9 protein-coding genes and 1 pseudogene are annotated in these 23,436 nt (G+C 72.4%); all 10 read right to left on the bottom strand.

Translation table 11 applies throughout. The features are described 5' to 3' along the window. Positions 1-23 precede the first annotated feature (23 nt). Positions 24-3,494: an amino acid adenylation domain-containing protein gene (locus OHT51_RS38245; RefSeq protein ID WP_328883479.1), complete on the bottom strand. Its 3,471-nt coding sequence runs from the start codon at positions 3,492-3,494 to the stop codon at positions 24-26. Between the two features lie 36 nt (positions 3,495-3,530). Then, positions 3,531-11,438, bottom strand: a complete 7,908-nt coding sequence (locus tag OHT51_RS38240; protein WP_328883478.1) for a non-ribosomal peptide synthetase — start codon at positions 11,436-11,438, stop codon at positions 3,531-3,533. Continuing rightward, positions 11,435-16,042 (bottom strand): non-ribosomal peptide synthetase, encoded by a 4,608-nt coding sequence (locus OHT51_RS38235; RefSeq protein ID WP_328883477.1) that lies wholly within the window; start codon positions 16,040-16,042, stop codon positions 11,435-11,437. Before OHT51_RS38235 ends, OHT51_RS38240 begins: the two co-directional genes overlap by 4 nt. Beyond that, positions 16,039-19,248, bottom strand: coding sequence for an amino acid adenylation domain-containing protein (locus tag OHT51_RS38230; RefSeq protein WP_328883476.1), 3,210 nt, complete (start codon positions 19,246-19,248; stop codon positions 16,039-16,041). The genes OHT51_RS38235 and OHT51_RS38230 overlap by 4 nt, the downstream gene beginning before the upstream one ends. Further along, a complete protein-coding gene (locus OHT51_RS38225) occupies positions 19,248-19,466 on the bottom strand; it encodes an MbtH family protein (RefSeq protein WP_328883475.1) in 219 nt (72 codons plus the stop codon). The genes OHT51_RS38230 and OHT51_RS38225 overlap by 1 nt, the downstream gene beginning before the upstream one ends. Before the next feature lie 3 nt (positions 19,467-19,469). After that, entirely contained in the window at positions 19,470-19,925 is a 456-nt protein-coding gene (gene panD / locus OHT51_RS38220; protein WP_443052649.1) for an aspartate 1-decarboxylase, read from the bottom strand. A 34-nt stretch (positions 19,926-19,959) separates the two neighbouring features. Beyond that, positions 19,960-20,514: an alpha/beta fold hydrolase gene (locus OHT51_RS38215; RefSeq protein ID WP_328883474.1), complete on the bottom strand. Its 555-nt coding sequence runs from the start codon at positions 20,512-20,514 to the stop codon at positions 19,960-19,962. Next, positions 20,478-20,702: pseudogene (locus OHT51_RS38210) on the bottom strand (alpha/beta fold hydrolase); the annotation flags it as partial. The pseudogene OHT51_RS38210 and the gene OHT51_RS38215, both read right to left, overlap by 37 nt. Before the next feature lie 115 nt (positions 20,703-20,817). Beyond that, positions 20,818-22,113, bottom strand: coding sequence for an enterobactin transporter EntS (entS, locus tag OHT51_RS38205; RefSeq protein ID WP_328883473.1), 1,296 nt, complete (start codon positions 22,111-22,113; stop codon positions 20,818-20,820). Further along, complete coding sequence (locus OHT51_RS38200; RefSeq protein ID WP_328883472.1) at positions 22,110-23,435, bottom strand: salicylate synthase; 1,326 nt, start codon at positions 23,433-23,435, stop codon at positions 22,110-22,112. Before OHT51_RS38200 ends, entS begins: the two co-directional genes overlap by 4 nt. Position 23,436 lies beyond the last annotated feature (1 nt).

Raw genomic sequence — 23,436 nt, 5'->3', positions numbered from 1 at the left:
CGAACGGCACCCACCCCTTCTTCTCATGTGTCGCGCAGTGCGGAGTCGATCTCCGCCGCCGACATGTCCTCGATCTCCAGATGGATCGCGGCGACCTGTTCCAGCCGCCCCGGCGTCTCCTCCTCGGCAGAGAGTCGCTTGGCCATACCGCCGGCCGTGAGGGTCGCGAACAGCGAGCGTACGGTCACCTCCGAGGTGTCCAGCGCCTCGCGCAGCCGGCCGACGATCACGGTGGCCAGCACCGAGTCGCCGCCGAGGGCGAAGAATCCGTCGTCGAGGCCGACGCGTTCGACGCCGAGGACGTCCTGCCAGACGCGGGCCACGACCGTCTCCAGGGCGGTGCCGGGTGCCCGGTGGGTGTCCGTGTCCGCCACCTGCCACAGCTCCTGTACGGCGCGCCGGTCGAGCTTGCCGTTGGAGGTGAGGGGCAGTTCCTCGGCCACGGCGATCCGGGCCGGGACCATGTGCGGCGGCAGCACGGAGCGCGCCCACTCCCGCAACTCTTCCTCGGCCGTCCCCGCGTCGGCGGCGACGGCTGCGGCAAGCTGGACGCCCTGGCCCCGGGTCAGCCCGGCGACGGCGCGCCGTACGGCGGGGTGACCGGCGAGCGCCGCCTCCACCTCGCCCAGTTCGATACGGAACCCGCGCACCTTGACCTGGTGGTCCCGGCGGCCGAGGAACTCCAGGGTGCCGTCCGGCCAGTACCGCGCGAGGTCACCGGTGCGATACCAGCGCAGCCCGTCCGCCTCGGTGAACTTCTCGGCCGTACGGGACGGATCGGCCCGATAACCGAGCGCCACCCCCTCCCCGCCGATCCACAGCTCCCCCGGCACCCAGTCCGGGCAGTCCCGTCCGTGTACGTCGACGACCCGGCAGCGCACGTTGCGCAGCGGTGTGCCGTACGGCACCGCCCGCCAGTGCGACGGGACTTGAGGGACCGTCACCTCACAGACAGTGGAGTGGATGGCGGTCTCCGTCGTCCCGCCCAGTCCCGTGAACCGGCAGCCCGGCGCCCGTTCGGCCAGCCGCCCCGGCAGGTCGGTGCCGACCCAGTCGCCGCCGAGCAACACGACGCGCAGGCCGGTGAGTTCACCGGGTGCGGTGGCGAGGAGGAGCATGTCGAGGAGTGAGGGGACGCAGTTGAGGACGGTCACTACGTGCGTGCGCACCAGGTCGGCCCACTGGCTCGCCTCACGCCGGTCACCGTCGTCCACGAGGACAACCGCGCCGCCCGCGCTCAGCAGCCCGAAAATGTCGTACACGGAAAGGTCGAAGTCCAGGGCGGACAGGGCGAGACAGCGGTCCGACGTGCCCACGCCGAAGCGGTCGTTGAGGTCGTCGATGGTGTTCATGGCCGCACGGTGCGGCACTTCCACGCCCTTGGGCTCGCCGGTCGAGCCCGAGGTGAAGAGCACGTAGGCGGGCTGCTCTTCGTCGACCGGCACGGGTTCGGTCAGGGGCGCCGAGCGCACCGCCTCGGCGAGCGGCACGGCATCGAGGCCTTCGCGGGGGCGTCCGTCGGTCAGCGCCACGCGGAACCCGGCCGTTGTGCGGATACGGTCGCGGCGGGCCGCAGGCTGCTCGACGCCGACCGGCACATAGGCGGCGCCGGCGGCCAGCACGCCCAGCACGGCGGTGAGCTGGTCGGGGCCCTTGGGGAGGCTGACCGCGACCGTGTCGCCGGCGCGCACGCCCCGCTCCACCAGCGCGCCGGCCGTACGAAGCGCACGGTCCGCCAACTCGCCGTAGGAAAGGGCGCCTTCGGAGGCCCACAGCAGGGCGGGAGCGTCCGGCTGTTCGGCCGCCCGCTCGAAGAAGCCCTGGTGCAGCAGCCGGTGGGTACGCGGCCCCTCGGTGGCGTTCACCTTGGCGCGGACCGCCGACTGCTCGGCAGGCAGCAGGGCCGGCAGCGGCTGCTCCCAGACCGTGTCGTCGGTGCCGAGCCGGGTGACGAGGCCGTGGAACGCGGCGAACATCGCGTCGACCATGCCGGCCGGGAAGGCGTCCTCACGGACGTCCCAGTTGACTAGCAGGCCGGCGTCGACCTCGGTCACCTGGGCGTCGAGGAGTACCTGCGGCCCCTGGGAGATGATCCAGACGGGCTTGCCGAAGGACTTCCGTACGCCCGAGTCGAAGAGCTCACCGAGATTGAGCGCACTCGTGAACACCACGGGCGCCAGGACCTGTTCGCCGTTCTGCCGGGACAGGTCCCGCAGGACCTCGACGCCGGAGTAGTCGGAATGGGCCGCGTCGGTGTGCATGCGGTCCTGCAGGCGCCGCGCGTGCTCGGTGAACGAGCCCGGCTCGACCAGGTCGACGTCGAGCAGCACCGAGCTGGTGAAGTCGCCGACGAGCAGGTCGACGTCGGGGTGGGAGCCCCTGCGGTCGAACATCGGCACGTTCAGCAGGAAGCGCGGCTGTCCGCTCCAGGCGGCCAGGACTTCCGAGAAGGCGGTCGCCACCGCCATGGCCGGGGTCAGCCCGTGCTGGTGGGCACGCGCGGTCAGCCGTCGCTTCTCCTCCGGCGGCAGCCAGTGATGCCGGCGGGTCACCCGGGTCGGGTCGGTGCGCTCCGGCTCGGGCACCAGCGGGAGTTCGGGTGCGCTCGGCAGCTCGGGGATCCGCCGCTGCCACCACTGCTGTGCCTGCTCCCGGCTCAGCCGCCGTACGTCCGTGCGCTCCGCGAGGTACTCCGGGTAGCTGGTGCGGATCGGGGGGAGCGATGCGGCGGGGCTCTCGTAGAGCTTGGCGAGGTCGGAGAGCAGCACGCGGTAGCTGAGGGCGTCGGCGGCGAGCATGTCGACGTCGACGTGCAGTCGGCTCGCCCCGTCGGGCAGCAGCGAGAGCTGCACGGAGAACACCTCGCCGGCCGCGACGTCCAGGCGGGCGTGCGAGGCGGAGTGCCGGACGTCCTCCAGTGCGGCCGTCGCCGCGTCCGCGTCCAGGGTGCGCAGGTCGTTGACGACGGTCGCGGGCGGCGCGAGTTCGGGCAGGATCTGCTGGCGGCCGTCGTCGGTGAAGCGGGCGCGGAGCATGCCGTGGCGGGCCGCCAGGGCTCGTACGGCCGCGGCCAGCCGTTCGGGGTCGACGCCCGAGCCGTCGAACTCGACGTAGAGGTGAGCGGCGACGGAACCGAGGGTGGTCTCGTCGCCTCGGCCGATCCAGTAGGCGTGCTGCATGACGGCCAGCGGGAAGGGCTCGCGGGGTTCGGGGGCGGGGGGCGGCAGGGCCGGTGTCCGCTCTGCGGGCTGCGCCGCGGCCGGGACGTGGGCCGCCAGCAGCTCTCGCCAGGCGCGCAGGGTCGGTTCCTTGGCCAGTTCGGCGAAGCTGACCCGGACGCCTTGCTTACGCCAGCCGCCCGCGATCTTCATCAGGGTGATCGAGTCCAGTCCCCAGGCGATGAGGCTGTCGTCGTCGCTCGGCGCTGCCTCCGAGCCGAATGTGTCGGTGACCGAGCGGAGCAGCTCGTCCGCGGTCGGGTGGTGCTGCGTCACCGGTTCCTCCGAAGTCGTCCAGTCGTCCGTGATGGCTCAGAAGTCGTCGAAGTCGTGCTCGAAGTCGTCGATGTCCTCCTGGGTCAGTTCGACCAAGGGCAGGTCCGACGGGGTGAGGCCGCCCGCGGGGGCCTCCACGGCGTGCCGGGCGAGGCCGTGCAGGGCGCGCTCCCAGAGGCCGAGCAGCTCGCTCGCCTCGGACTCGGTCAGGAACGCGTCCGGCCAGGACGCGGAGACATGCAGCCGGACGCCGTCCCCCTCCTCGACGGCCACGGCGTTGATCTCCAGCCCGAAGGCCGTGGGCCGCCCGCGGTCCCCGCCTTCCGGCGGTGGCACCCGCAGCATGGGGGCCTCGGGGGCCAGCTCCCAGGGCTCGCCCGCCGGGCCGGACGCGGTGAATCGGCCGAGGTAGTTGAAGAGAATCTGCGGCTGCGGCAGTTTCTCCAGGGCGGGCGCGGTGTCCGGGTTGAGGTGGCGCAGGAGGCCGTATCCGAGGCCGTGGTCCGGTACGGCACGCAGCTGTTCCTTGATCCGCTTGAGCGCCGTGCTCGCGGCGGGTCCGCCGGACAGGGCCTCGTCGAGGTCGAGCGGGCCGGGGTCGATGCCGATCGGGTGGAAGGTGGTGAACCAGCCGACCGTGGCCGACAGATCGACGCCCTCGGCGATGCCCTCCTCGCGCCCGTGCCCCTCCATACCGACGAGCAGGGAACCACCGGTCAGGTCGCCGCGCTGCTCCCGCCAGGCCGCGGCGGCCAGTGCGAAGGCGGTGAGCAGGACGTCGGGGACGGCCGCATGATAGGCGGCGGGCACCGCGGTCAGCAGCGGTCCGGTGATCGCGGGCGGGAGCGCCAGCCTCTGCTCCCGCAGCGCGCCACCGGCGTCGACGGTGCGATCGAGCAGCGGCCGGCCGCTCTCCAACACCCCTGTCCACCAGGGCACTTCGCGCACCCGCTCGGCCTTGCGGGCCTCCTCGCCGAGGAGCCTGCTCCAGGTTCGGAAGGACGTGCCGGTGCGCGGGGCGGTCCGCCCGGACTGCCAGGCCTCCGCCAGGTCGGAGGTGATGACCCGCCAGGACACGCCGTCGACGACCAGGTGGTGGGCCACCAGGAGCAGTCGGCCGGTGTCGGTGAACCAGACGGCCTGCAGCATGCGCCCGCCCGCGGGGTCGAGCCGGGCCACGGCGGCGGCCAGCTGATCGTCGAGCGCTGCCTCCCGCACCTGGCTCAGCACATCGCCGGCACGCACCGCTCCTTCGGCAGGCACCGCCAACCGGTCGGTCAGCCGGGCGCGGAGCATGTCGTGGCGGTCCAGTACCGCCTGGAGTACGTCGACGGCGGCGTCGTGGGTGAGATCCGGCGGAGTGACCAGCAGGACCGCCTGGGCGAGCCCGTCGTAGGAGCCGTCGGGGCCGGCCGTCCAGCGCATGATCGGGGTGAGGTCCGTCTCGCCGACCGGCTCGTCGACGAGGCCGGTGTCGGTGGGCTGGGCGGACGCGGCCGCCAGCCCTGCCGGGGTGGGCGTCTGGAAGACCTGCCGGGGGCTGAGGGCGATACCCGCCTTGCGGGCCAGGGTCACCAGCCGGATGGAGACGATGCTGTCGCCGCCCAGTTCGAAGAAGTTGTCGTCGACGTCGACACGCCCCAGCCCGAGGACGGATCCGAACAACTCGCAGAGCTGCCGTTCGCGTTCATTGGCAGGCTCCCGAGTCGGTGCACCGGGAGCCGTCGTATCCGGCGCGGGCAGCGAACCGCGGTCGACCTTGCCGGAGGGCAGCAGCGGGAAGGCGTCGAGGGCGGTGAGCGTGCGCGGCACCATGTGCTCGGGCAGCCGTTCCCGGACCCAGCCGTGCAGGTCGCCGAGGTCGCCGGCGGCCAGGTAGTACCCGGCGAGCTGCTTGACGCCCGGGGCGTCCTCCCTGATGACGACGACCCCGCGCCGGACGCCCGGATGCTGTTCGAGGATCGCCTCGATCTCCTCCAGCTCGACGCGCATGCCGCGGATCTTCACCTGGTTGTCCGCCCGGCCGAGGAACTCCAGGGTGCCGTCGCGCTGCCACCTCACCAGGTCGCCGGTGCGGTAGAGCCGTTCGCCGGGCGGGCCGAACGGGTCGGCGACCCAGTGGTCGGCGGTGCGGCTCGGGTCGTTCACATAGCCGCGGCCGAGGTAGACGCCGCCGGCGTACAGCTCGCCGGGCACCCCGACCGGAGTGGGCTGCAACCGGTCGTCGAGGACGTGGAGCCGGGTGTTGCCGTTGGGCCGCCCGATGGAAACGGCACTGCGGATCGCGCCGGTTCGGTAGACGACATGGCTGACGCCGATGGTGGCCTCGGCCGGCCCGTACCCGTGGTACATCACCGCGGGGCTCGCGGCGCGGAAGCGGGCGAACAGCTCGGGCGTGAGCACCTCGCCGCCGCACCACACGTGCTTGAGCGAGCGGGCCCGCCGTGCGAACCCGTCCAGCTCCAGCAGGAGGTCGAGCATCGAGGAGACGAGGTAGGTGAACGTGACCCGGTGCCGCTCGACGGTGTCGAGGAGGTAGTCGACGTCGCGTTCGCCTCCCGGCTCGGCGATCACCACCCGGCCACCGTTCACCAGCGGCAGGAAGATCTCGTTGATGGAGATGTCGAAGCCGAGCGGCGCCTTGAACAGGGCCGCGTCCCCGGTGCCGAAGCCGAGCAACTCGCGCTGCCACAACAGCCGGTGCGCGATGGCCCGGTGGCGGATCATGGCGCCCTTGGGGACGCCGGTGGAGCCGGAGGTGTAGATGACGTACGCGAGGCCTTCGGGATCGACGGGGACGGCGGGGTTCTCCGGCTCCTGCGGGCCGTCCAGCCGCACCTCCACGAACGGCGGGGCGTCGTCCGCGAGCACGGCTCCGTCACCCTGCTTGCCCAGCACCGCCGTCAGCGTCGCGCTCCGGCACACCTCGGCGATCCGGCGCGCCGGCCAGGACGGCTCCAGCGGGACGAAGGCCCCGCCCGCCTTCAGCACGGCGAGCAGCCCCACGACCATCTCCACCGAGCGTTCCAGATGGATGCCGACGCGACGCTCGGGCCCGACGCCCAGCGACGTCAGCTGCCGGGCAAGGGCGTTGGCGCGGGCGTTGAGCTCGGCGTACGTCAGTCGCGTGCCGCCCTCGATGCCGTACTCCACGGCGGCGAGGTCAGGGGTCTTCGCCGCCTGCTCCTCGACCAAGGCGGTCAGGGTGGTGGCGGGCATGGGGTGCGCGGTGTCGTTCCACTCCCCCAGCATCAGGGAGCGCTCGCGCGGGGTGAGGACGTCGGCCAGGGTCACCGGCAGGTCCGGACTCCCGGCCAGCTCGCCGACCAGCCGCACGAACCGTTCGACCATGTCCTGCGCGGTCTCGTGGTCGTACAGATCACGGCTGAAGACGAGCGCGCCGGTGATGCCGTCGCCGTCCGGCCGTTCGAAGACGTGGAAGGCGAGGTCGGTCTTCGCCGTGTAGAAGTCGACGCGCAGTTCACCGAGCGTCAGCCCTGCGAAGTCCCGTGTCTCGTCCGGGGCTTGCTGATGGGCGAGCATCACCTGGAACAGCGGGTGGCGGCCCATCGAGCGGGTCGGGGCGAGCGCGTCCACCAGCCGTTCGAACGGCAGGTCCTGGTGGGCGTAGGCGTCCACGTCGGTTTCGCGCACGCGGGCGAGCAGCGTGCGGAACGTCGGGGCACCGGAGATGTCGGTGCGCAGCACCAGGGTGTTGACGAAGAGGCCTACGAGATCGTCGAGGCCCGCGTCGCCCCGTCCGGCGACCGGGGTGCCGAGGGGGATGTCGTCGCCTGCACCCAGCCGGCCGAGCAAGGCCGCGAGGGCTGCCTGAAGCGCCATGAAGACGGTGCCGCCGGTCTCGGCGGCCAGGTCTCGTAGCCTGCGGTGAAGCTCCGCGTCGAGGGTGAAGTCCACGGCACCGGCCCGGTACCCGGCAACGGCCGGGCGCGGTCGGTCCGCGGGGAGTTGAAGTTCCTCCGGGAGTCCCTCCAACTGCCGTACCCAGTAGTCCAGTTCGGCCTGGGCAACGCCACTTTCGTCCAGCAACTGCCGCTGCCAGAGCGTGTAGTCGGCGTACTGCACGGCGAGCGGCGGCCAGTCGGGCCGGGTGCCGCGCGTCCTCGCCGCGTAGGCCGTCTCCAGGTCGCGCAGCAGCGGTTCCGCGGACCAGCCGTCGGTGGCGATGTGGTGGACGAGCAGGAACAGGACGTGCTCGTCGGGAGCGAGGGCGTACACCGTTGCCCGTACGGGGATCTCGGCGTCCAGCGCGAAGGAGTACCCGGCGGCCTCGCTCAGCAGTGTGTCGAGTTCCGCCGGGTGGGTCGCCACCACCTCGAAGGGGACGGTCGCCGCCGGCAGGATTCGCTGACAGGGCGTCCCGTCGGTGTCCGGGAAGACCGTCCGCAGCGCTTCATGCCGGGCCACGACATCGTGGAGTGCCGCTCGCAGCGCGTCGGCGTCGAGTGCTCCCGTGAGGCGTACTGCGGTGTGGATGTTGTACGTGGGACCCGGGCCCTCCAGCCGGTGGAGGAACCACAGCCTCGCCTGCGCGGAGGACAGCGGCACCGGGTCCGGGCGGCGGGCCGGCAGCAGCGCGGGGCGTCGCTCGGTGGCCGGGGTCTCCAGGAGCGGGGCGAGCGCGGCCACGGTCGGCGTGTCGAAGACCGCCCGCAGCGGGACGACGGCGCCGAGCTCGGCCCGGATACGGGCGACCAGGCGCGTGGCCAGCACGGAGTGGCCCCCGAGGGCGAAGAATTCGTCGTGGACACCGACCGAGCGCAGCCCGAGCAGGTCGGCGAACAGGGCGCACAGGTTCGCCTCCCCCTCGGTGCGGGGAGCGGTGGCGGTGGTGAGGTCGGAGAGGTCGGGGGCGGGCAGGGCCGCGCGGTCGAGTTTGCCGTTGGGGGTGAGCGGCAGCTCGTCGATGATCACGACGGCGGCTGGGAGCAGGTGCTCCGGGAGTGTCGCCTTGAGGTCCTGCCGGATCCGCAAGGGTTCCAGCATGGTGCCGGGCTGGGCTACGGCATACGCGACCAACCGCGGGTCGCCCGGCTGATACTGACGTACCGTCACCGCGGCCTGGGACACGCCGGGCAGCGCGGCCAAGGCCGCCTCGGTCTCGCCCGGCTCGACACGGAAGCCGCGGATCTTCACCTGGTCGTCGGCCCGGCCGAGGAACTCCAGCGCCCCCTGCGCGCTCCAGCGCACCAGGTCGCCGGTGCGGTAGAGGCGGGAGCCGGGCGGGCCGTACGGGTCGGCGACGAAGCGGTCGGCGGTCAGGCCGGGGCGGCGGAGGTAGCCGCGGGCTAGCTGGGCGCCGCCGAGGTAGAGCTCGCCGGGGATGCCGGGCGGGACCGGGCGAAGGTGGGCGTCCAGGACGAGGGTGCGGGTGTTCCACACCGGGCGGCCGATCGGTACGGAACCGGTGGCGGACCTCGTCCCCTCGGCGCACGGCCAGGCGGTGACGTCCACGGCGGCCTCGGTGGGGCCGTACAGGTTGTGCAGCTCGGTTCCGGGCAGCGCCTCGGCGCAGCGCTCGGCGAGTTCGGTGGGCAGGGCCTCGCCGCTGCACACCAGTCGGCGCAGGACGCCGCGGGCCTGTCCGGCGGCAGGGTCGTCGAGGAAGACCCGCAGCATCGAGGGGACGAAGTGCGCGGTCGTGACGCGCCGGTCGCGGATCAGCTCGGCGAGGTGGCCGGGGTCGCGGTGGCCGCCGGGACGGGCGAGCACGAGTTCGGCCCCGGTGATCAGCGGCCAGAAGAACTCCCAGACGGAGACGTCGAAACTGGCCGGCGTCTTCTGCAACACCCGGTCCTCAGGCCCGAGTTCGTATGTCTCCTGCATCCAGAGCAGCCTGTTGACGATCCCGGCGTGCGGGACGACGGCTCCCTTGGGGCGGCCGGTGGAGCCGGAGGTGTAGATGACGTAGGCGGGGTGCTCGGGGCGCAAGGGCTGGAGGCGGTCGGCGTCGGTGAGTTCGGCGGAGTCGAAGGCGGTGGTGTCCGTGTCCGTGCCCGCGTCCGTGCCTGTGTCCGTATCGATGCCCGTGTCCGTGTCCGTGCCGAGCAGGAGCAGCGGCACTCCGGGGGGCAGGATTCGGGCCGTGTCCGTGGTGGTCAGCACGAGCGTCGGCGCCGCGTCCTCCACCATGAACGCGAGCCGCTCGGCCGGGTAGCCGGTGTCCAGTGGGACGTAGGCGGCACCGGCCTTCAGCACGGCGAGGAGCGCCACCACGAGGTCGGTTCCGCGGTCCAGGGCCACCCCCACCAGGTGCTCGGGGCCGACGCCGTGGGAGATCAGCAGCCGGGCGAGGCGGTTGGCGCGGGTGTGCAGTTCGGCGTAGTCGAGGGCGGTCCGGCCGTCGTCGGCGACGAGGGCGGGCGCGTGGGGGGTGCGGGCGGCCTGCTCGTCGAGGAGGCCCGTGAGGTGGGTGGCGGGAACCAGGTGTTCGGTGGCGTTCCAGTCCTCCAGGACCTGGTGCTGCTCGGCCGGGGTCATCAACGGCAGCCGGGAGAGCGCCAGTTCGGGGTCGGCGAGTGCTTCGGCGAGGAGTGTCTCCAGATGCCGGAGCAGTCGGTCGACGGTGTCCGCGGTGAACAGGGCGCTGCGGTAGGTGGCCTCGATCCGCAGACGGCCGCCGGTGAGGAACGCTTCCAGGGAGAGGTCGAACTGCGTGGTGTCGTTGTGGACGGTCTCCCATTGCGCCGTCAGCCCTGGCAGCTGCGGGCCTTCGAGTCCCTGGGTGAGGAAGAGGAGCATGACGTCGAAGTAGACGGAGCGCCCGGGCTGACGCTCCGGCCCCAGCTGCTCCACCAGCTTGTCGAAGGGCATGTCCTGGTGGGCGTAGCCGTCCGTGCACAACTGCCGTACACGCTCGACGAGTTCGGCGACGCCTGGGTCACCGTCGAGATCGGCGCGCAGGGCAAGGGTGTTGCCGAAGTTGCCGATCAGCTTTTCGAGGCCCGGGAGGTCACGGTTCATGACGGCCGAGCCGATCGGGATGTCGGTGGCGCCGGTGGTGCGGTGCAGCAAGGCCGACAGCCCGGCGAACAGCACCATGAAGGGGGTCGCGCCGGCGCCCCGCGCGAAGGCGGTGAGCCGGTCGGTGACGTCGGGGGCGAAGGTGTGGAAGCGGCGGTCGCCGTGCGCGGTGGGGCGGGCGGTACGTGGGGCGTCGGTGGGCAGGGCGAGAGGGCGGGGTGCGGGGACCAGGGCGGTTCGCCAGTGGTCGAGGTGCTCGGCGAGTCGCTCGTCGGTCCAGGTGGTGCGCTGCCAGTGCGCGAAGTCGCCGTACTGAAGCGGTAGTTGACCGAGCCCCGACGGCTCATCGGTGGCCGCCGATCGGTAGAGGGCACTCAGGTCGCGGGAGAGCGCGTTGAACGTCCCCCCGTCCCAGGCGATGTGATGGACGGTCAAGACCAAGGTGTGGTCCTGTTCGGCGTGCTGGATGAGCAGGGTGCGCAACGGGTGGTCGGCAGCCAGGTCGAAAGCGGTCGCCGAGGCGGTGCGGGCGAGTTCCGTCGCCCGGCGGTCCCGCTTCTCGTCCGGCAGTGCGCGCAGGTCGGCGGTGGCGAAGTCGACCTCCGCCACCGCGTCCACGATCTGCTCCGGCGTGCCGTCCTCGGCGGCGGGGTAGCGGGTGCGCAGTACATCGTGGCGGTCGATCAGGCCCTGTAAGGCCGTGCGGAGTGCCCCAGAGTCGAGGGGGCCGCGCAGGCGGATGGCCAGACAGACGTTGTACGCGGGGCTGGCCGGGTCGAGCTGCTGGAGCAGCCACATCCGGGACTGCGCGTACGACAGCGGCAGCCGGGCCGTGTCCGCGGGGCGTCGTGGGATCCGCTCGGAGCGGGCCGCGGTGTCGGCCAGGCCGGCGCTCTCCAGCCTGCGGCGCAGAAGTTCGCGCTTGCGGGCCGCGAGGTCGGCGGTGGGGGTCTCCGTCACTGGTCTCCGCCTTTCAGGAGCAGTTCGAGGGACGAGATCCAGAGCGCGGCCAGCCGTTGGATCTCCGCGTCGGTGAAGAGCCGCTCCGGCCACTGCCAGCACACCGACAGGTCGGTTCCGGTGATCACCGCGTCGACGACGAGGGCGTAGTGGGCCGGCATTTCGGGGTCGGCGCCGCTGCCCATGGCTCCGGTCTCCGGGGCGCTCGTGAACAGGGGGGTCTCCTGGCGCTCGCCCATCGTCATCCGGCCCAGGTAGTTGAACTGGACCTGCGGCTCGGGGAGTGGGGAGAGCTGGGCGGCCGTGTCCGGGTTGAGGTGGCGGAGCAGGCCGTAGCCGATTCCCTTGTCGGGCAGGGCGGTCAGCTGGTCGCGGATGCGTCGCACCTGGTCCGCTCCGGGCGCGGCGCCGGCGTCCAGCCGGACGGGGAAGACGCTGGTGAACCAGCCGAGGGTGCTGGACAGGTCTGCCCCGGGCAGGAGGTGTTCCTCGCGGCCGTGGCCGTCCAGGGCGATCAGGAGGGAGGCGTCGGTCGGGTCGGCGGAATCGGGTGCGGTGCGCCAGGCCGGTACCGCCAGCGCCAGTGCGGTGAGCAGCACGTCCTGGACGGCAGTGGCGGTCAGGGGTGCGGTGCGGTCCGGGCCCAGCGTGGTCCAGTGCCTGCGGATCGTTGCCCTGGTGTCCCGTGCGGGGTCGAGTGGTCTTCCTCCGAGAGGCGGCTCGGGCCGGTCCAGCACGCCCTTCCAGAAGGCGAGTTCGGCAGCTCGACTCTGCGCCAGGTCCTGCAGTGCCCGCGCCCACTCGCGGAACGACGTGCCCGCGGGCGACAGGGCCCTGCCCTCCCGGGCGGCGGCCAGGTCGGCGACCAGAACGCCCCAGGACGCCGCGTCGGTCACCAGGTGGTGCAGCACGATCAGGAGACGTCCCTCGCGACCGGAGCCCGCGTCGAACCACAGGAACCGCGCCATCGCCCCGGACGCCGGGTCGAGCTCGGCGACCAGCTCGTCGAACGCCTCCGGCACCAGCGTGCCGATCGCCGTGTGGTCCAGCCGCTCGGCGTCGATTCGCCGTACGCAGTCGGCAGCGCGGGCCGAGCCCACGGGGGCGGCCTCGAGGCGCCACGCGCCGTTCTCGGCCCGGGCGAAGGTTGAGCGCAGCAGGTCGTGCCGGTCCAGGACGCACTGGACGATGCGGTGCAGCTCGTCGAGGTCCAGGTCGGCGGGGGTGCGGAGGAACCGCGCCTGGCTCAGTGCACGGAACGGCCCGCCCTGTTCCGTCAGCCAGGCCAGCGCGGGGGTGAGGGGGATGTCGCCGGTTCCCGCGTCGGGGTCGGCGGCCCGGCGTGCGGCTGTGCCTGCGCGTGCGGCGGCGTCGACCCGTTCGGCGAGTTCCGCGATCGTGGGACGCTCGAACACGTCGCGCGGTGAGATCGCCAGACCTGCCGCCCGCGCCTGGCTGGCCAGCCGCATGGAGACGATGCTGTCGCCGCCGAGGGCGAAGAAGCTGTCGTGCACGCCGACGGTGTCCAGTCCGAGCACCTCGGCGAACAGCGTGGCAAGCCGCTCCTCGACGGGGTTCCGGGGCGGCTGCGCGGCCGGCCCCGCGGACCGGGAGGGGGCCGGGAGCGCGGCGGTGTCCAACTTGCCGTTGAGGGTGAGCGGGAAGCCGTCCACCGGGACGAACGCCGACGGCACCATGTAGTCGGGCAGTACGCCGGCCACGGCGCGGCGCAGCAGCTCGGCCGTGTCTTCGGCCTGCTCGGTCGGCGGGGCGCAGAGGATGACGTAGGCGACCAGGCGCCGTACGCCGGGCGTGTCCTCGCGGACGACGACCGCTGCCCGCTCGACCAGGTCGTGCTCCAGCAGGACGGCCTCGATCTCGCCGGGTTCGATCCGATAGCCCCTGATCTTGACCTGGTCGTCGACCCTGCCCAGGCACTCCACCAGGCCGTCGGCGGTCCAGCGGGCGATGTCGCCCGTGCGGTACATGCGCGCGCCGGGGTCCGCGGAGAACGCGTCGGCGACGAAACGGCTCGCGGTGGCTGCCGGTTGGCCGAGGTAGCCGCGGGCCAGGCCGGAGCCCGCCACGTACAGCTCGCCCTCGACGCCGACCGGTACGGGGTTGAGGTGCCCGTCCAGGATGTAGAGGGTGCCGCCCGCCACGGGGCGGCCGATCGCGGGGCGCTCGGTGCGGGCGAGGTCGCAGTCCGCGGAGTCGACGGTGCACTCGGTGGGGCCGTAGAGGTTGTGCGCGGCGAGTCCGTCGGTGTCGCGCAGGGTGCGCCACAGGTCCGGCGGGACCGCCTCTCCGCCTACGCCCAGCACCTTCAACTCGGCCTGCCAGTCGCCCCCTTGAGCGACCAGCTCGCCCAGCAGCGACGGGGACAGCTCGATGAACTCGATGCCGTGCCGGCTGAGGAAGTCCCGTAGGGCGGCGGGGTCCCGGCGGACGTCCTCGGGCACCATGTGCAGCTCGTGTCCGGCGAACATCCACAGCATGGGCTGCCAGGACGCGTCGAAGGCGATGGGCCAGGCGTGGCCGATCCTCAGAGGGCGTCCGCCCACCGCCGTGGAGGCCGGTTCGTGCAGGGCGGCGTTGTGGGCGGCGAAGAGGTTGGCTATGGCTCGCTGGGGGATCGCCACGGCTTTGGGGCGGCCGGTGGAGCCGGAGGTGTAGATGACGTAGGCGGGGTGTTCGGGGAGGAGTGGTTCTGAGCGGTCGGTGTCGGTGAGGTTGGAGGAGGGCGTGTCCGCGAGGCGTTGGCAGGTGTCGGGGGCGTCGAGGACTACGCAGGGGGTGGGTGGGAACGCCGGGGAGCGGCTCCCCGTGGCCGGTGGCTGGTCGCCCCCACTCGGCGGAGTCGCAAGTGCCGCAGCCCCGAGCCCCTTGAAGGGCGTTGCAGCCGTCGTCGTGACAAGAGCCACCGGGCTCGCGTCCGCCAGCATCCCGGCGATCCGCTCTTGCGGCCAGGCCGGGTCCAGGGGCAGATAGGCTGCGCCCGCCTTCTGGATCGCCAGCAGGACCGCCATGATGTCCGGGGTCGGCGGCAGGGCGAACGCCACGATCCGTTCCGGCCCCGCACCCAACTCGACCAGATGTCGGGCCAGTTGATTGGCCTCCGTGTTCAACTGCTCGAACGTCAGGCTCTGTCCGTCCCCCACCACCGCCACCGCGTCCGGCGTCCGCGCCGCCTGCGCCTCGAACGCCTCAGGCATCGTGCGGTACCGCACCGGCAGCCGCTCCTCCGCCCCGCCCGCCAGCAGGGCAGTACGCTCCTCGGGGGCGAGGACGTCCAGGGCGGCCAAGGGGGCTTCCGGGTCTGCCAGTACGGCGAGGACCAGGCGCTCGAAGCGCCCGGCGAGTTGCTCCACCGTCGTGCGGTCGTAACAGTCGGGGCGGAACTCGAAGACGACGCCGAGCTGTTGTTCGGCAAGCACGGCCAAGGTCAGTGGATAGTGGGTGGCTCCCGAGCCCTTGACCTCGACGATCCGGAGCCCTGCGGACGCCTCCGCCTCGGCGACCGCGGTCTCGTCGATGGGGTAGTTCTCGAAGACGAGCAGGGTGTCGAAGAGGTCGCCCGTGCCGGCGATGCGCTGGATCTCCGTCAGGCCGAGGTGCTGATGGTCCATCAGCTTCGACTGCTCGTGCTGAAGGCGGCGCAGGAAGGCACCCGCCCGCTCGCCGGGCGGTACGGTCACCCGGACCGGCACGGTGTTGATGAACAGGCCGATCATGGACTCCACACCGGCGAGTTCGGCGGGCCGGCCCGCCACGGTCGCGCCGAACACCACGTCGGTCCGGCCGGTCAGCCGCGCCAGCAGCAGCGCCCACAGCCCCTGCACGACGGTATTGACGGTGACACCCCGGCTCCTCGCGAAGTCCTGTACACGGCCGGTCAGTTCCTCGGTCAGCCGGAGGGTGTGCAGCTCCGGCGGCACCGGGACCATGCCGGCGGCCGAGGACGCCAGGACCGTCGGTGCCGCCCCGGCCAGGGCCGTGCGCCAGGCGTCGGCGGAGGCCTCCCGGTCCCGGGAGGCGAGCCAGGCCAGGAAGTCCCGGTACGGCCTTACGGCGGGCAGCGGGGCCGTGGTGCCGGGGGCCAGTTGGGCGGCGTAGAGCTGGAGAAGTTCGCGGACCAGCAGCGGGATGGACCAGCCGTCCAGCAGGAGGTGGTGGTTGGTGAGGACCAGCAGCCAGCGGTCGGGGGCCAGTTCGGTGAGCGTGAGGCGCAGCAGGGGTGGGTCGGTGAGGTCGAAGCGGGCTGCGGCGTCCGCTTCGATCATCCGGGACAGCGCCGCGTCGTCGCAGGCCCCCGCGTCGGTCCAGTGCACGGGGACCTGCTTGAGCACCACCTGCACCGGTTCGTCGAGGTCCTCGTGCAGGAAGGCACTGCGCAGGTTGGCGTGCCGGGCGAAGAGCTCCTCGGCGGCGGTGCGCAGCAGGGCGGGGCGCAGGGGGCCCTCGATCTCCACCAGGGACTGCATGGTGTAGACGTCCTGGGCGCCCTCGTCGAACAGGGCGTGGAACAGCAGCCCCTGTTGGAGCGGGGAGAGCGGCAGAACGTCTTCGACCAGGGAACCGTCGTCCCCGGGTGCCTTGCTCATCGAGTCCTCCACCTCGCCTTGACGTTGTCGAGCTGCGACTGGCTGAGTGACACGAGCGGGGCGCCGGTCGGAGTGAACTCCGCGGGCGCGGGGCCGGTTTCGTCGGGCAGGGCCCGGGCGAGACCGGCCGGGGTGCGGTGGGTGAAGACGTCCCGTGGGGACAGGGCGAGTCCTGCTCTGCGGGCCCGGTCGGCCAGCCGGACCGAGACGATGCTGTCGCCGCCGCGTTCGAAGAAGTCGTCGTGGACGCCGACCCGTTCCAGCCCGAGCACCTCCGCGAACAGCCCGCACAGCACCTTCTCCGGTTCGGTGCGGGGCGGTTCGAAGGTGGACGTCTCCGTGAAGTCGGGGGCCGGCAGGGCGCGCCGGTCGAGTTTGCCGCTGGGGGTGAGCGGCAGCTCGTCCAGGACCACTACGGCCGACGGGACGAGGTGACCGGGGAGCCGCTCGGCGAGGGCGCGGCGCAGGGCGAGGGGTTCGGGTGCGTGGGTGGTGGCGCCGGGGGCTGCCACGACATAGGCGACCAGGCGGTGGGGTGCCGAGCCGTCCTGTCCGGCCACGACCGCGGCCCGGCCGACACCCGGCAGTGCGCGTACGGCCGCCTCGATCTCGCCGGGTTCGACCCTGAAGCCCCGGATCTTCACCTGGTCGTCGGCCCGGCCGAGGAACTCCACGGTGCCGTCGGACCGGAGCCTGGCCAGGTCGCCGGTGCGGTACAGGCGGCTGCCCGGAGGGCCGAAGGGGGCGGCGACGAAGCGTTCGGCGGTGCGGCCGGGTTGGTTGTGGTAGCCGCGGGCCAGGCCGTCGCCGGCCAGGTACAGCTCGCCGATCGCGCCGACGGGCGACGGCCGTAGGAACGGGTCGAGGACATGGGCGCGGGTGTTGGCGATCGGCCGGCCGAGGGGAACCGCGCCTTCGCCGCCGTCGTGGACGTGGATCAGGCTGTCGCCCGCCGCCTCGGAGCAGCCGTAGAGGTTGACCAGCCGGGCCCGGGGCCAGCGCCGGGTGATGGCCTCGGCCAGTTCGCCGGGGAGGGTTTCGCCACTGGAGATCCAGGTGCGGACGGAGGAGAAGGCATCCGGCGGGGCGGATTCGACGAGGGTGGTGTAGAGGCTGGGCACTGCGGTGAGGAGCGTTGCCTCGTGGCGGTCGGCCAGGGCGGCGAGGGCCGTCGGGTCGCCGGTCGTCCCGTCGTCGGCCAGTGCCACTGCGTCGCCCGCGAGCAGCGCGCCGAGCAGTTCGGTGAGGCCGTCGATGAAGCTCAGGGGGCTCTTCGAGACACGGACGCCGGGCGAGGCGTCGCCCAGCTCGCGGCCCCAGGTGAGGCGGTTGGCCAACGCCCGCTGGGTTCCGATCACGCCCTTGGGGCGGCCTGTGGAGCCCGAGGTGAAGATGACGTACGCGGGGTGTTCGGGCGACAGCTGCGGTCGACGCTGTCGGTCTACGGCGGCCTCCGCGTCCGGCCGGCAGACCAACTCCCGCTTGATGACGAGCTGTTGTGCGGTCGGCGGATCGCAGATCATCAGGCGGGGTTGGGCGTCGTCGAGCATCAGCGCGATGCGGTCGGGCGGGTAGCCGGGGTCGACCGGCATGCAGGCGGCTCCGGCCTTCAGTACCGCGAGGAGTGCGGTCACCAGGGCCGGGCTGCGGGGCAGGGCCACGCCGATCACCGACTCGGGGCCGGCGCCGCGCGCGGTGAGCGCGGCCGCCAACCGATCGGCGCGGGCGTCGAGTTCGGCGAAGGTCAGGGTGGTGTCGCCCTGGAGGACGGCGACGGCGTCGGGTGTGCGGGCCGCCTGGTCCTCGAACAGGGCGCGGACCGTGGAGTGCGGGGAGGGGGGATCGTGCGGGAGGGAGAGATCACGCGGGGCGTGGGACTCGTCCACAGGCGGGACACCGAGGCGGGCAACGGGGGTTGTCGGCGCCTGAGCGAACTCTCCTATGAGAAGGGTGAGTTGTTCGGCGATGCGAGTCACCGCGGCACGGTCCAGCACGGTCGGCCGGTGGCTGAGGGTGAGTGTCAGCCGGGGACCGGGCAGGGCCGTGAGGGTGAGCGGGTAGTGGGTGGCGTCGTGGACCGACACCCCGGTCATGCGCAGTCCGTCGGGGCCGAGCGCACGGGCGATGCCGTCGTCGTCGATGGGGTAGCTCTCGAACACCAGCAGGGTGTCGAAGAGGACGGTCCGCCCGGCGGCGCGCTGGATGTCCGCGAGCCCGAGGTGCCGGTGGTCGAGGAGGGCGGACTGCTCGGACTGGAGCCGGACGAGCAGGTCCGCGAGCGGCTCCCCGGGCCGTAACTGCACGCGGACCGGCAGGGTGTTGATGAAGAGGCCGACCATGGCGTCGATGCCGGGGACGTCTGCGTCGCGGCCGGAGACGGTGGCGCCGAGGACGACGTCCGTGCGGCCGGTCAGCCGGCCCAGCAGGACGGCCCACAGGCCCTGGAGGACGGTGCTGACCGTGAGTCCATGGGTACGGGCGGCCGCGGTCAGCGCGTCGGTGGACTGCTCGGAGAGTTCCCACGCCAGCCGCTCGGGCTCCTCGGCCGGGAGGTTCCGGGCCTCGGGCGCGACGAGTGACGGCCCGTCAAGTCCGTTGAGTGCGGCCTGCCATGACCGCTCGGCGGCCGCTCGGTCCTGTCGGGCGAGCCAGGCCAGGTAGTCGCGGTAGGGACGGACGCGGGGCAGGGCCTCGATGTCGCCGCCCGAGGCGTGGAGCTGGAAGAGTTCGCGCACCAGGACGGGGGCGGACCAGCCGTCCCAGAGCAGGTGGTGCGAGGAGATCACCAGGCAGTGGTGCCGCTCGTCGAAGGTGACCAGCCGGAACCGGACCAGCGGTGGGCGGGCCAGGTCGAACCGCTCGGCCCGGTCGTCCGCCAGGAGCCTCTCGAATGCGGGCTCGCGCTCGTCCGCGGGCCGGGAGGACAGGTCGGTGACCTGCCAGGGAACCTTGACCGCACTCCTGATCACCTGGACCGGCCGTCCGGAGCGCTGGGAGCGGAACGCGGCGCGCAGGTTGGCGTGCCGGGCGAGCAGCTTCTCGACGGCCACCCGCATGCGACGTTCGTCCAACGGCCCTTCGAGACGGAGGGTCATCTGGCCGGTGTAGACGTCGTGGCCCTGGTCGTCGTACAGGGCGTGGAAGACCATCCCCTCCTGCATGGGCGACAGGGGGAGGACGTCCTCCACGGCCGGGCGGCCGGCCATCAGCCCTCGGCCCGGCGCATGGCCTCGGCCAGGCTGCGCGGGCGCATGTCCGTCCAATGCCGCTCGATGTACTCCAGACAGGCCGCCCGGTCGCCGGGGCCGTGCACCGACGACCAGCCCTCGGGTACGGGCGCGAAGTCCGGCCACAGGGAGTGCTGGCCCTCGTCGTTGACCAGGACGCGGAAGACTCCGCTGTCGTCGTCGAAGGGGTTGGCCATGGCTCAGTTCCTCTCCTGCTCGCCGGCCTGGCGTGGCGCGGGGTGGGTGAAGGTGCCCGAGAACTGGTCGGCCGCGCCGGGTACCGGTTCGGCGGGGTCGGCGCCGAGCGCGACGATCCGGTTGGCCTTGTCGACGTGGACGACCCGCGGCCGGTGGGCGGCACGCTCGGCCTCGTCGAGCGCGGCGAAGGACATGATGATCACGAGGTGACCGGGGTGGACGAGATGGGCGGCGGCGCCGTTGATCCCGATGACGCCGCTGCCGCGTTCGCCGGTGATGGCGTACGTGGTCAGTCGGGCGCCGTTGTCGATGTCGACGATCTGGACGGCTTCGCCCTCGACGATGTCGGCGGCGTCCATGAGGTCCTGATCGATCGTCAGGGATCCGACGTAGTGCAGATCTGCCTGGGTGACGGTGGCTCGGTGGATCTTGCCGTTCAGCAAGGTGCGGTGCACCATGACCCCCTGAGGAGACAACTTAGGTGAGGCTAACCTAAACGATGGTGGGACCATCGCGGAAGAAGTCCAGCAGCACCCGGTTCACCTCGTCCGGACGCTCCAGGTACCCGTAGTGGCCGCAGCCCTTGATCTCCTGGTATGCGGCACCCGGTATGGCGTCGGCGACCTCGCGCCCCAGGTGGGGCGGCAGGAGGACGTCATCGGCGAAGCCGATCACGAGACAGGGCACATCGATCGCCCGGTAGGCCGCCAGTCGGCCCTCCGGGACCTGTAGGTCCAACTGGGCCCGCACGCCGGGCCCTTGGGGCTGAGGCGAGAACTCGAAGAGGTCCAGCCAGTCCTGGACCTGCCGGTCGTCGTCCAGGGTGGCCGGTGACAGGTTCTGCAGGGCGCGGATCCATGCGAAGTAGGCCGTGGGCAGCTCCACCTCGCTGTCGTGCAGGGCACGTTCGGCCTCGGCCATCGCGGCGCGCAGTGCGTCCGTGCGGCCGCGGTGGCCATCAGCACGCCCTGCCGGACCAGTCGGGGCCGGGCGAGCATCAGTTCCTGGACGACGTACGCCCCCATGGAGACACCGGCGAACCGGCACGGCGCGAGTCCGAGGTACTCGGCCAGTCCCGCCGTGTCGTCCACCAGGTCGTCGACGGTGAAGCCTTCCGGGCACTCGTCAGTCGGTGGAATGCCCCGGTTGTGGAAGGTGACGACCCGATGGCCGGCGTCGACCAGCGCCGGCACCTGGTGGAGGTGCCAGGCCCGGCCTCCGGCGCCCTGGCCCATCACCAGGACCACCGGATCGCCGGTGCCGGTGTCCTCGTAGTGGAGCCGGATTCCGTTGATCCGCGCGCTCGGCATGGTCCTCCGCCCTGTCGTGCGAGGCTGGTCCGTCGGCTGGTCAGTCGGCTGCCGGGGACGCCTCGGCGGGCGCCGCCCGGTCGTCCCCGTCGGCATCCGGAGGCCGGCTGAGCGTGGCCTTCCGCAGTTCCGGCATGGCGAGGGCCAGCGCGCCCACCCCGGCCAGACAGACCACGCCGCCGAGCACCACGGCCCCACTCGACGACCCGAGCGCCCTGGCCACCAGGCCCGCCTCGACGTTGCCGACGGAGGGGCCGGCCGTGGCCTGGGCGAGCCACAGGCTGCCGACCCGGCCCTGGAGCCGGTCCGGTGTGTAGTGCTGGAGCAGGGCCCGGCGCAGGATCTCCGAGGCGGTGTCGCCGAGGCCGGCCAGGGCCAGGAAGGCCAGGGCGAGCCACAGGTTGGGGCTGAGGCCGAAGCAGGTGATCGCCACACCCCACACCGCGACCGCGCCGATCAGCGCCCGCCCGGTGTGGTGCACCCGGCCGGTCCAGCCACTGGTCAGCGCCCCGAAGAAGGACCCCACCGCGGGTGCGGTGTAGAGCAGGCCGACGGTGGAGGGGCCGCCGCCGAAGTGCTCGGTGCCGAGTTCGGGGAACAGGGCGTACGGCATCGCGAAGACCACCGCGCACACGTCGATCAGCAGCAGTCCGGCCACGACCTGGTTGCTGCGCAGGAAGCGCAGCCCCTCCCCCATCGCCTTCAGCGGATGCTGCCTCTCGGCGGGCCCCTCGGGGGCGAGCTTCGGCAGCGGGGCGAGCAGGGCGAGTCCTACGACGTAGATGGCCGCGTCGATCGCGAAGCACATGGCGACGCCGGGCCCGGCCGCGATGATGCCGGCGAGCGACGGTCCGACCATGCCGCCCAGTTGGGCGGTGAGGGTCGTCAGCGCGCCCGCCGCCGCCAGCTGCCCGGGCTGCACCAGGGCCGGCGTGGCCGCCATCAGGGCCGGGCCGCCCAACCCGGCGGTGCCGCCTGCCAGTACGGCCGCCACGAAGACGAACCACACCTGCGGATCGGGCATCGCCGCGTTCACCGCGAGCCCGGCGATGACCACCGCGGTCGCCGCCCGGGTGACCAGCATGACCTTGCGCCGGTCGACCCGGTCGGCGAGCAGGCCGCCCGGGATCAGGCCGACCAGCAGCGACAGTCCCAGCACCAGGCTCATCAGGCCCACATGGACCGACGATCCGGTGAGGTGGTAGATCTGCAGACTGGCCGCCACCGCGGTGAGGTGGGTGCCCACCATGGAGATCGCCTGGGTGGCGAAGATCAGTCTGAAGTTCCGGCTGGAGCGCAAGGGCGCTACGTCGACGACGACTTCTCCCAGCCTCACGCGCTCCCCTGACCCTGTGCCGGGACCACGTAGGGGGCGACGCTGCGCAGCTTCTCGCAGGTCTCCTCCAGCTCCCGGGCCGGGGTCGACCCGGCGAGGATGCCGGCGCCGGCCCGCAGCCAGGTGCGGCCGTCCTCCTCGAAGAGGCTGCGCAGTACGAGCGCCGCGTCGAGCGAGCCGTCGCTGCCGGCCCGCAGCACGGCGCCGCTGTAGATGCCGCGTGGTTCCTTTTCGAGCCGGGCGATGCAGTCGTACGCCGGTGCCTTGGGGATGCCGGAGGCGGTCACCGCGGGGAACACGGCCCGCAGGGCGTCCCAGGCGGTGGCGGACTCGGCGAGCAGGCCGTGCACGCTGGAGCCGAGGTGCTGCACGCTCCCGCGCCGGCGGATGCTCAGCAGGTCACGCACCGAGACGGTGCCGGGCCGGCAGACGGTGGCCATCTCCTCCTCGGCGAGTTTGACCGACAGCACGTGTTCGGAGATCTCCTTGGGGTCGGCGAGGAGTTCGGCGCGCAGGCGCTCGTCCTCCAGATCGCCGAAGCCGCGGGCGCGGGTGCCGGCGAGGGGCTGGGTGACGACCTCGCCGTCCGCGCTGACCTCGGCGACGGTCTCGGGGCTGAATCCGGCGACCCGGCGCCCGCCGACGTTCAGCAGGAAGGAGCGGGCGGGGGTGTTGTGCGAGCGGCCGTGGACGTACGTGGCGACGAAGTCGACCGGGAAGGGCACGTCCACCGACCGGGAGAGTATGACCTTCTGGAGGTCGGAGGTCCGTATCTCCTCGATGGCCTGGGCCACCATGTCCGGGTAACGCCCCTCGCCGTCCGAGACGTCGATGGGGCGGGGTACGGCGGTGCGGGGCGCGTCGGCGCCGTCGAGTAACGCGATCAGCGCGTCCAGCGTCTCCTGGTCCGCACTGCGGATCACGGCGCCTTCCTGACGCAGCCTCACTTCGCTGTGCGGGACGATCAGATGGAGCAGGTCGTCGTCGCCGGCCCGGTCGGGGCGGCCGGCGTACAGATGGGAGAACTCGAACGCCATCCAGCCGTAGGCGGTCCAGCCCGCCACCGCCAACCGGCCCAGTTCTTCGTGGACTTGGTGCAGTGGATGCGATCCCAGCGGGGCCGCGGTTCCCTCGTCGAGCCATCGGCGGCGGATCTCGGAGCGGCCGACCTGGATCTCGCCGAGCGCTCCTCCGGCGAACCAGACGTCGCCGTTCTGTTCGTAGATCACGTACTGGTCGAACACGCCCGACTCCGCCAGTCTCGCCGCCAACTGGACGGGGTCTCCCGGCAGTTCCGTCTCCGCGCTCCGATAACGCAGCAAG

Source organism: Streptomyces sp. NBC_00299 (assembly GCF_036173045.1).
Classification (GTDB): Bacteria; Actinomycetota; Actinomycetes; order Streptomycetales; family Streptomycetaceae; genus Streptomyces; species Streptomyces machairae.
Note: the sequence above shows the minus strand (reverse complement) of the source record. Positions and strands in the feature narration are given on the sequence as shown.

Bases quoted from the DNA above. Each gene is read 5' to 3' on its own strand.
- OHT51_RS38230 (WP_328883476.1), bottom strand. From the start codon at position 19,248: ATGGCCGGCCGCCCGGCCGTGGAGGACGTCCTCCCCCTGTCGCCCATG.
- panD (WP_443052649.1), bottom strand. From the start codon at position 19,925: ATGGTGCACCGCACCTTGCTGAACGGCAAGATCCACCGAGCCACCGTC.
- OHT51_RS38235 (WP_328883477.1), bottom strand. From the start codon at position 16,042: ATGAGCAAGGCACCCGGGGACGACGGTTCCCTGGTCGAAGACGTTCTG.
- OHT51_RS38225 (WP_328883475.1), bottom strand. From the start codon at position 19,466: ATGGCCAACCCCTTCGACGACGACAGCGGAGTCTTCCGCGTCCTGGTC.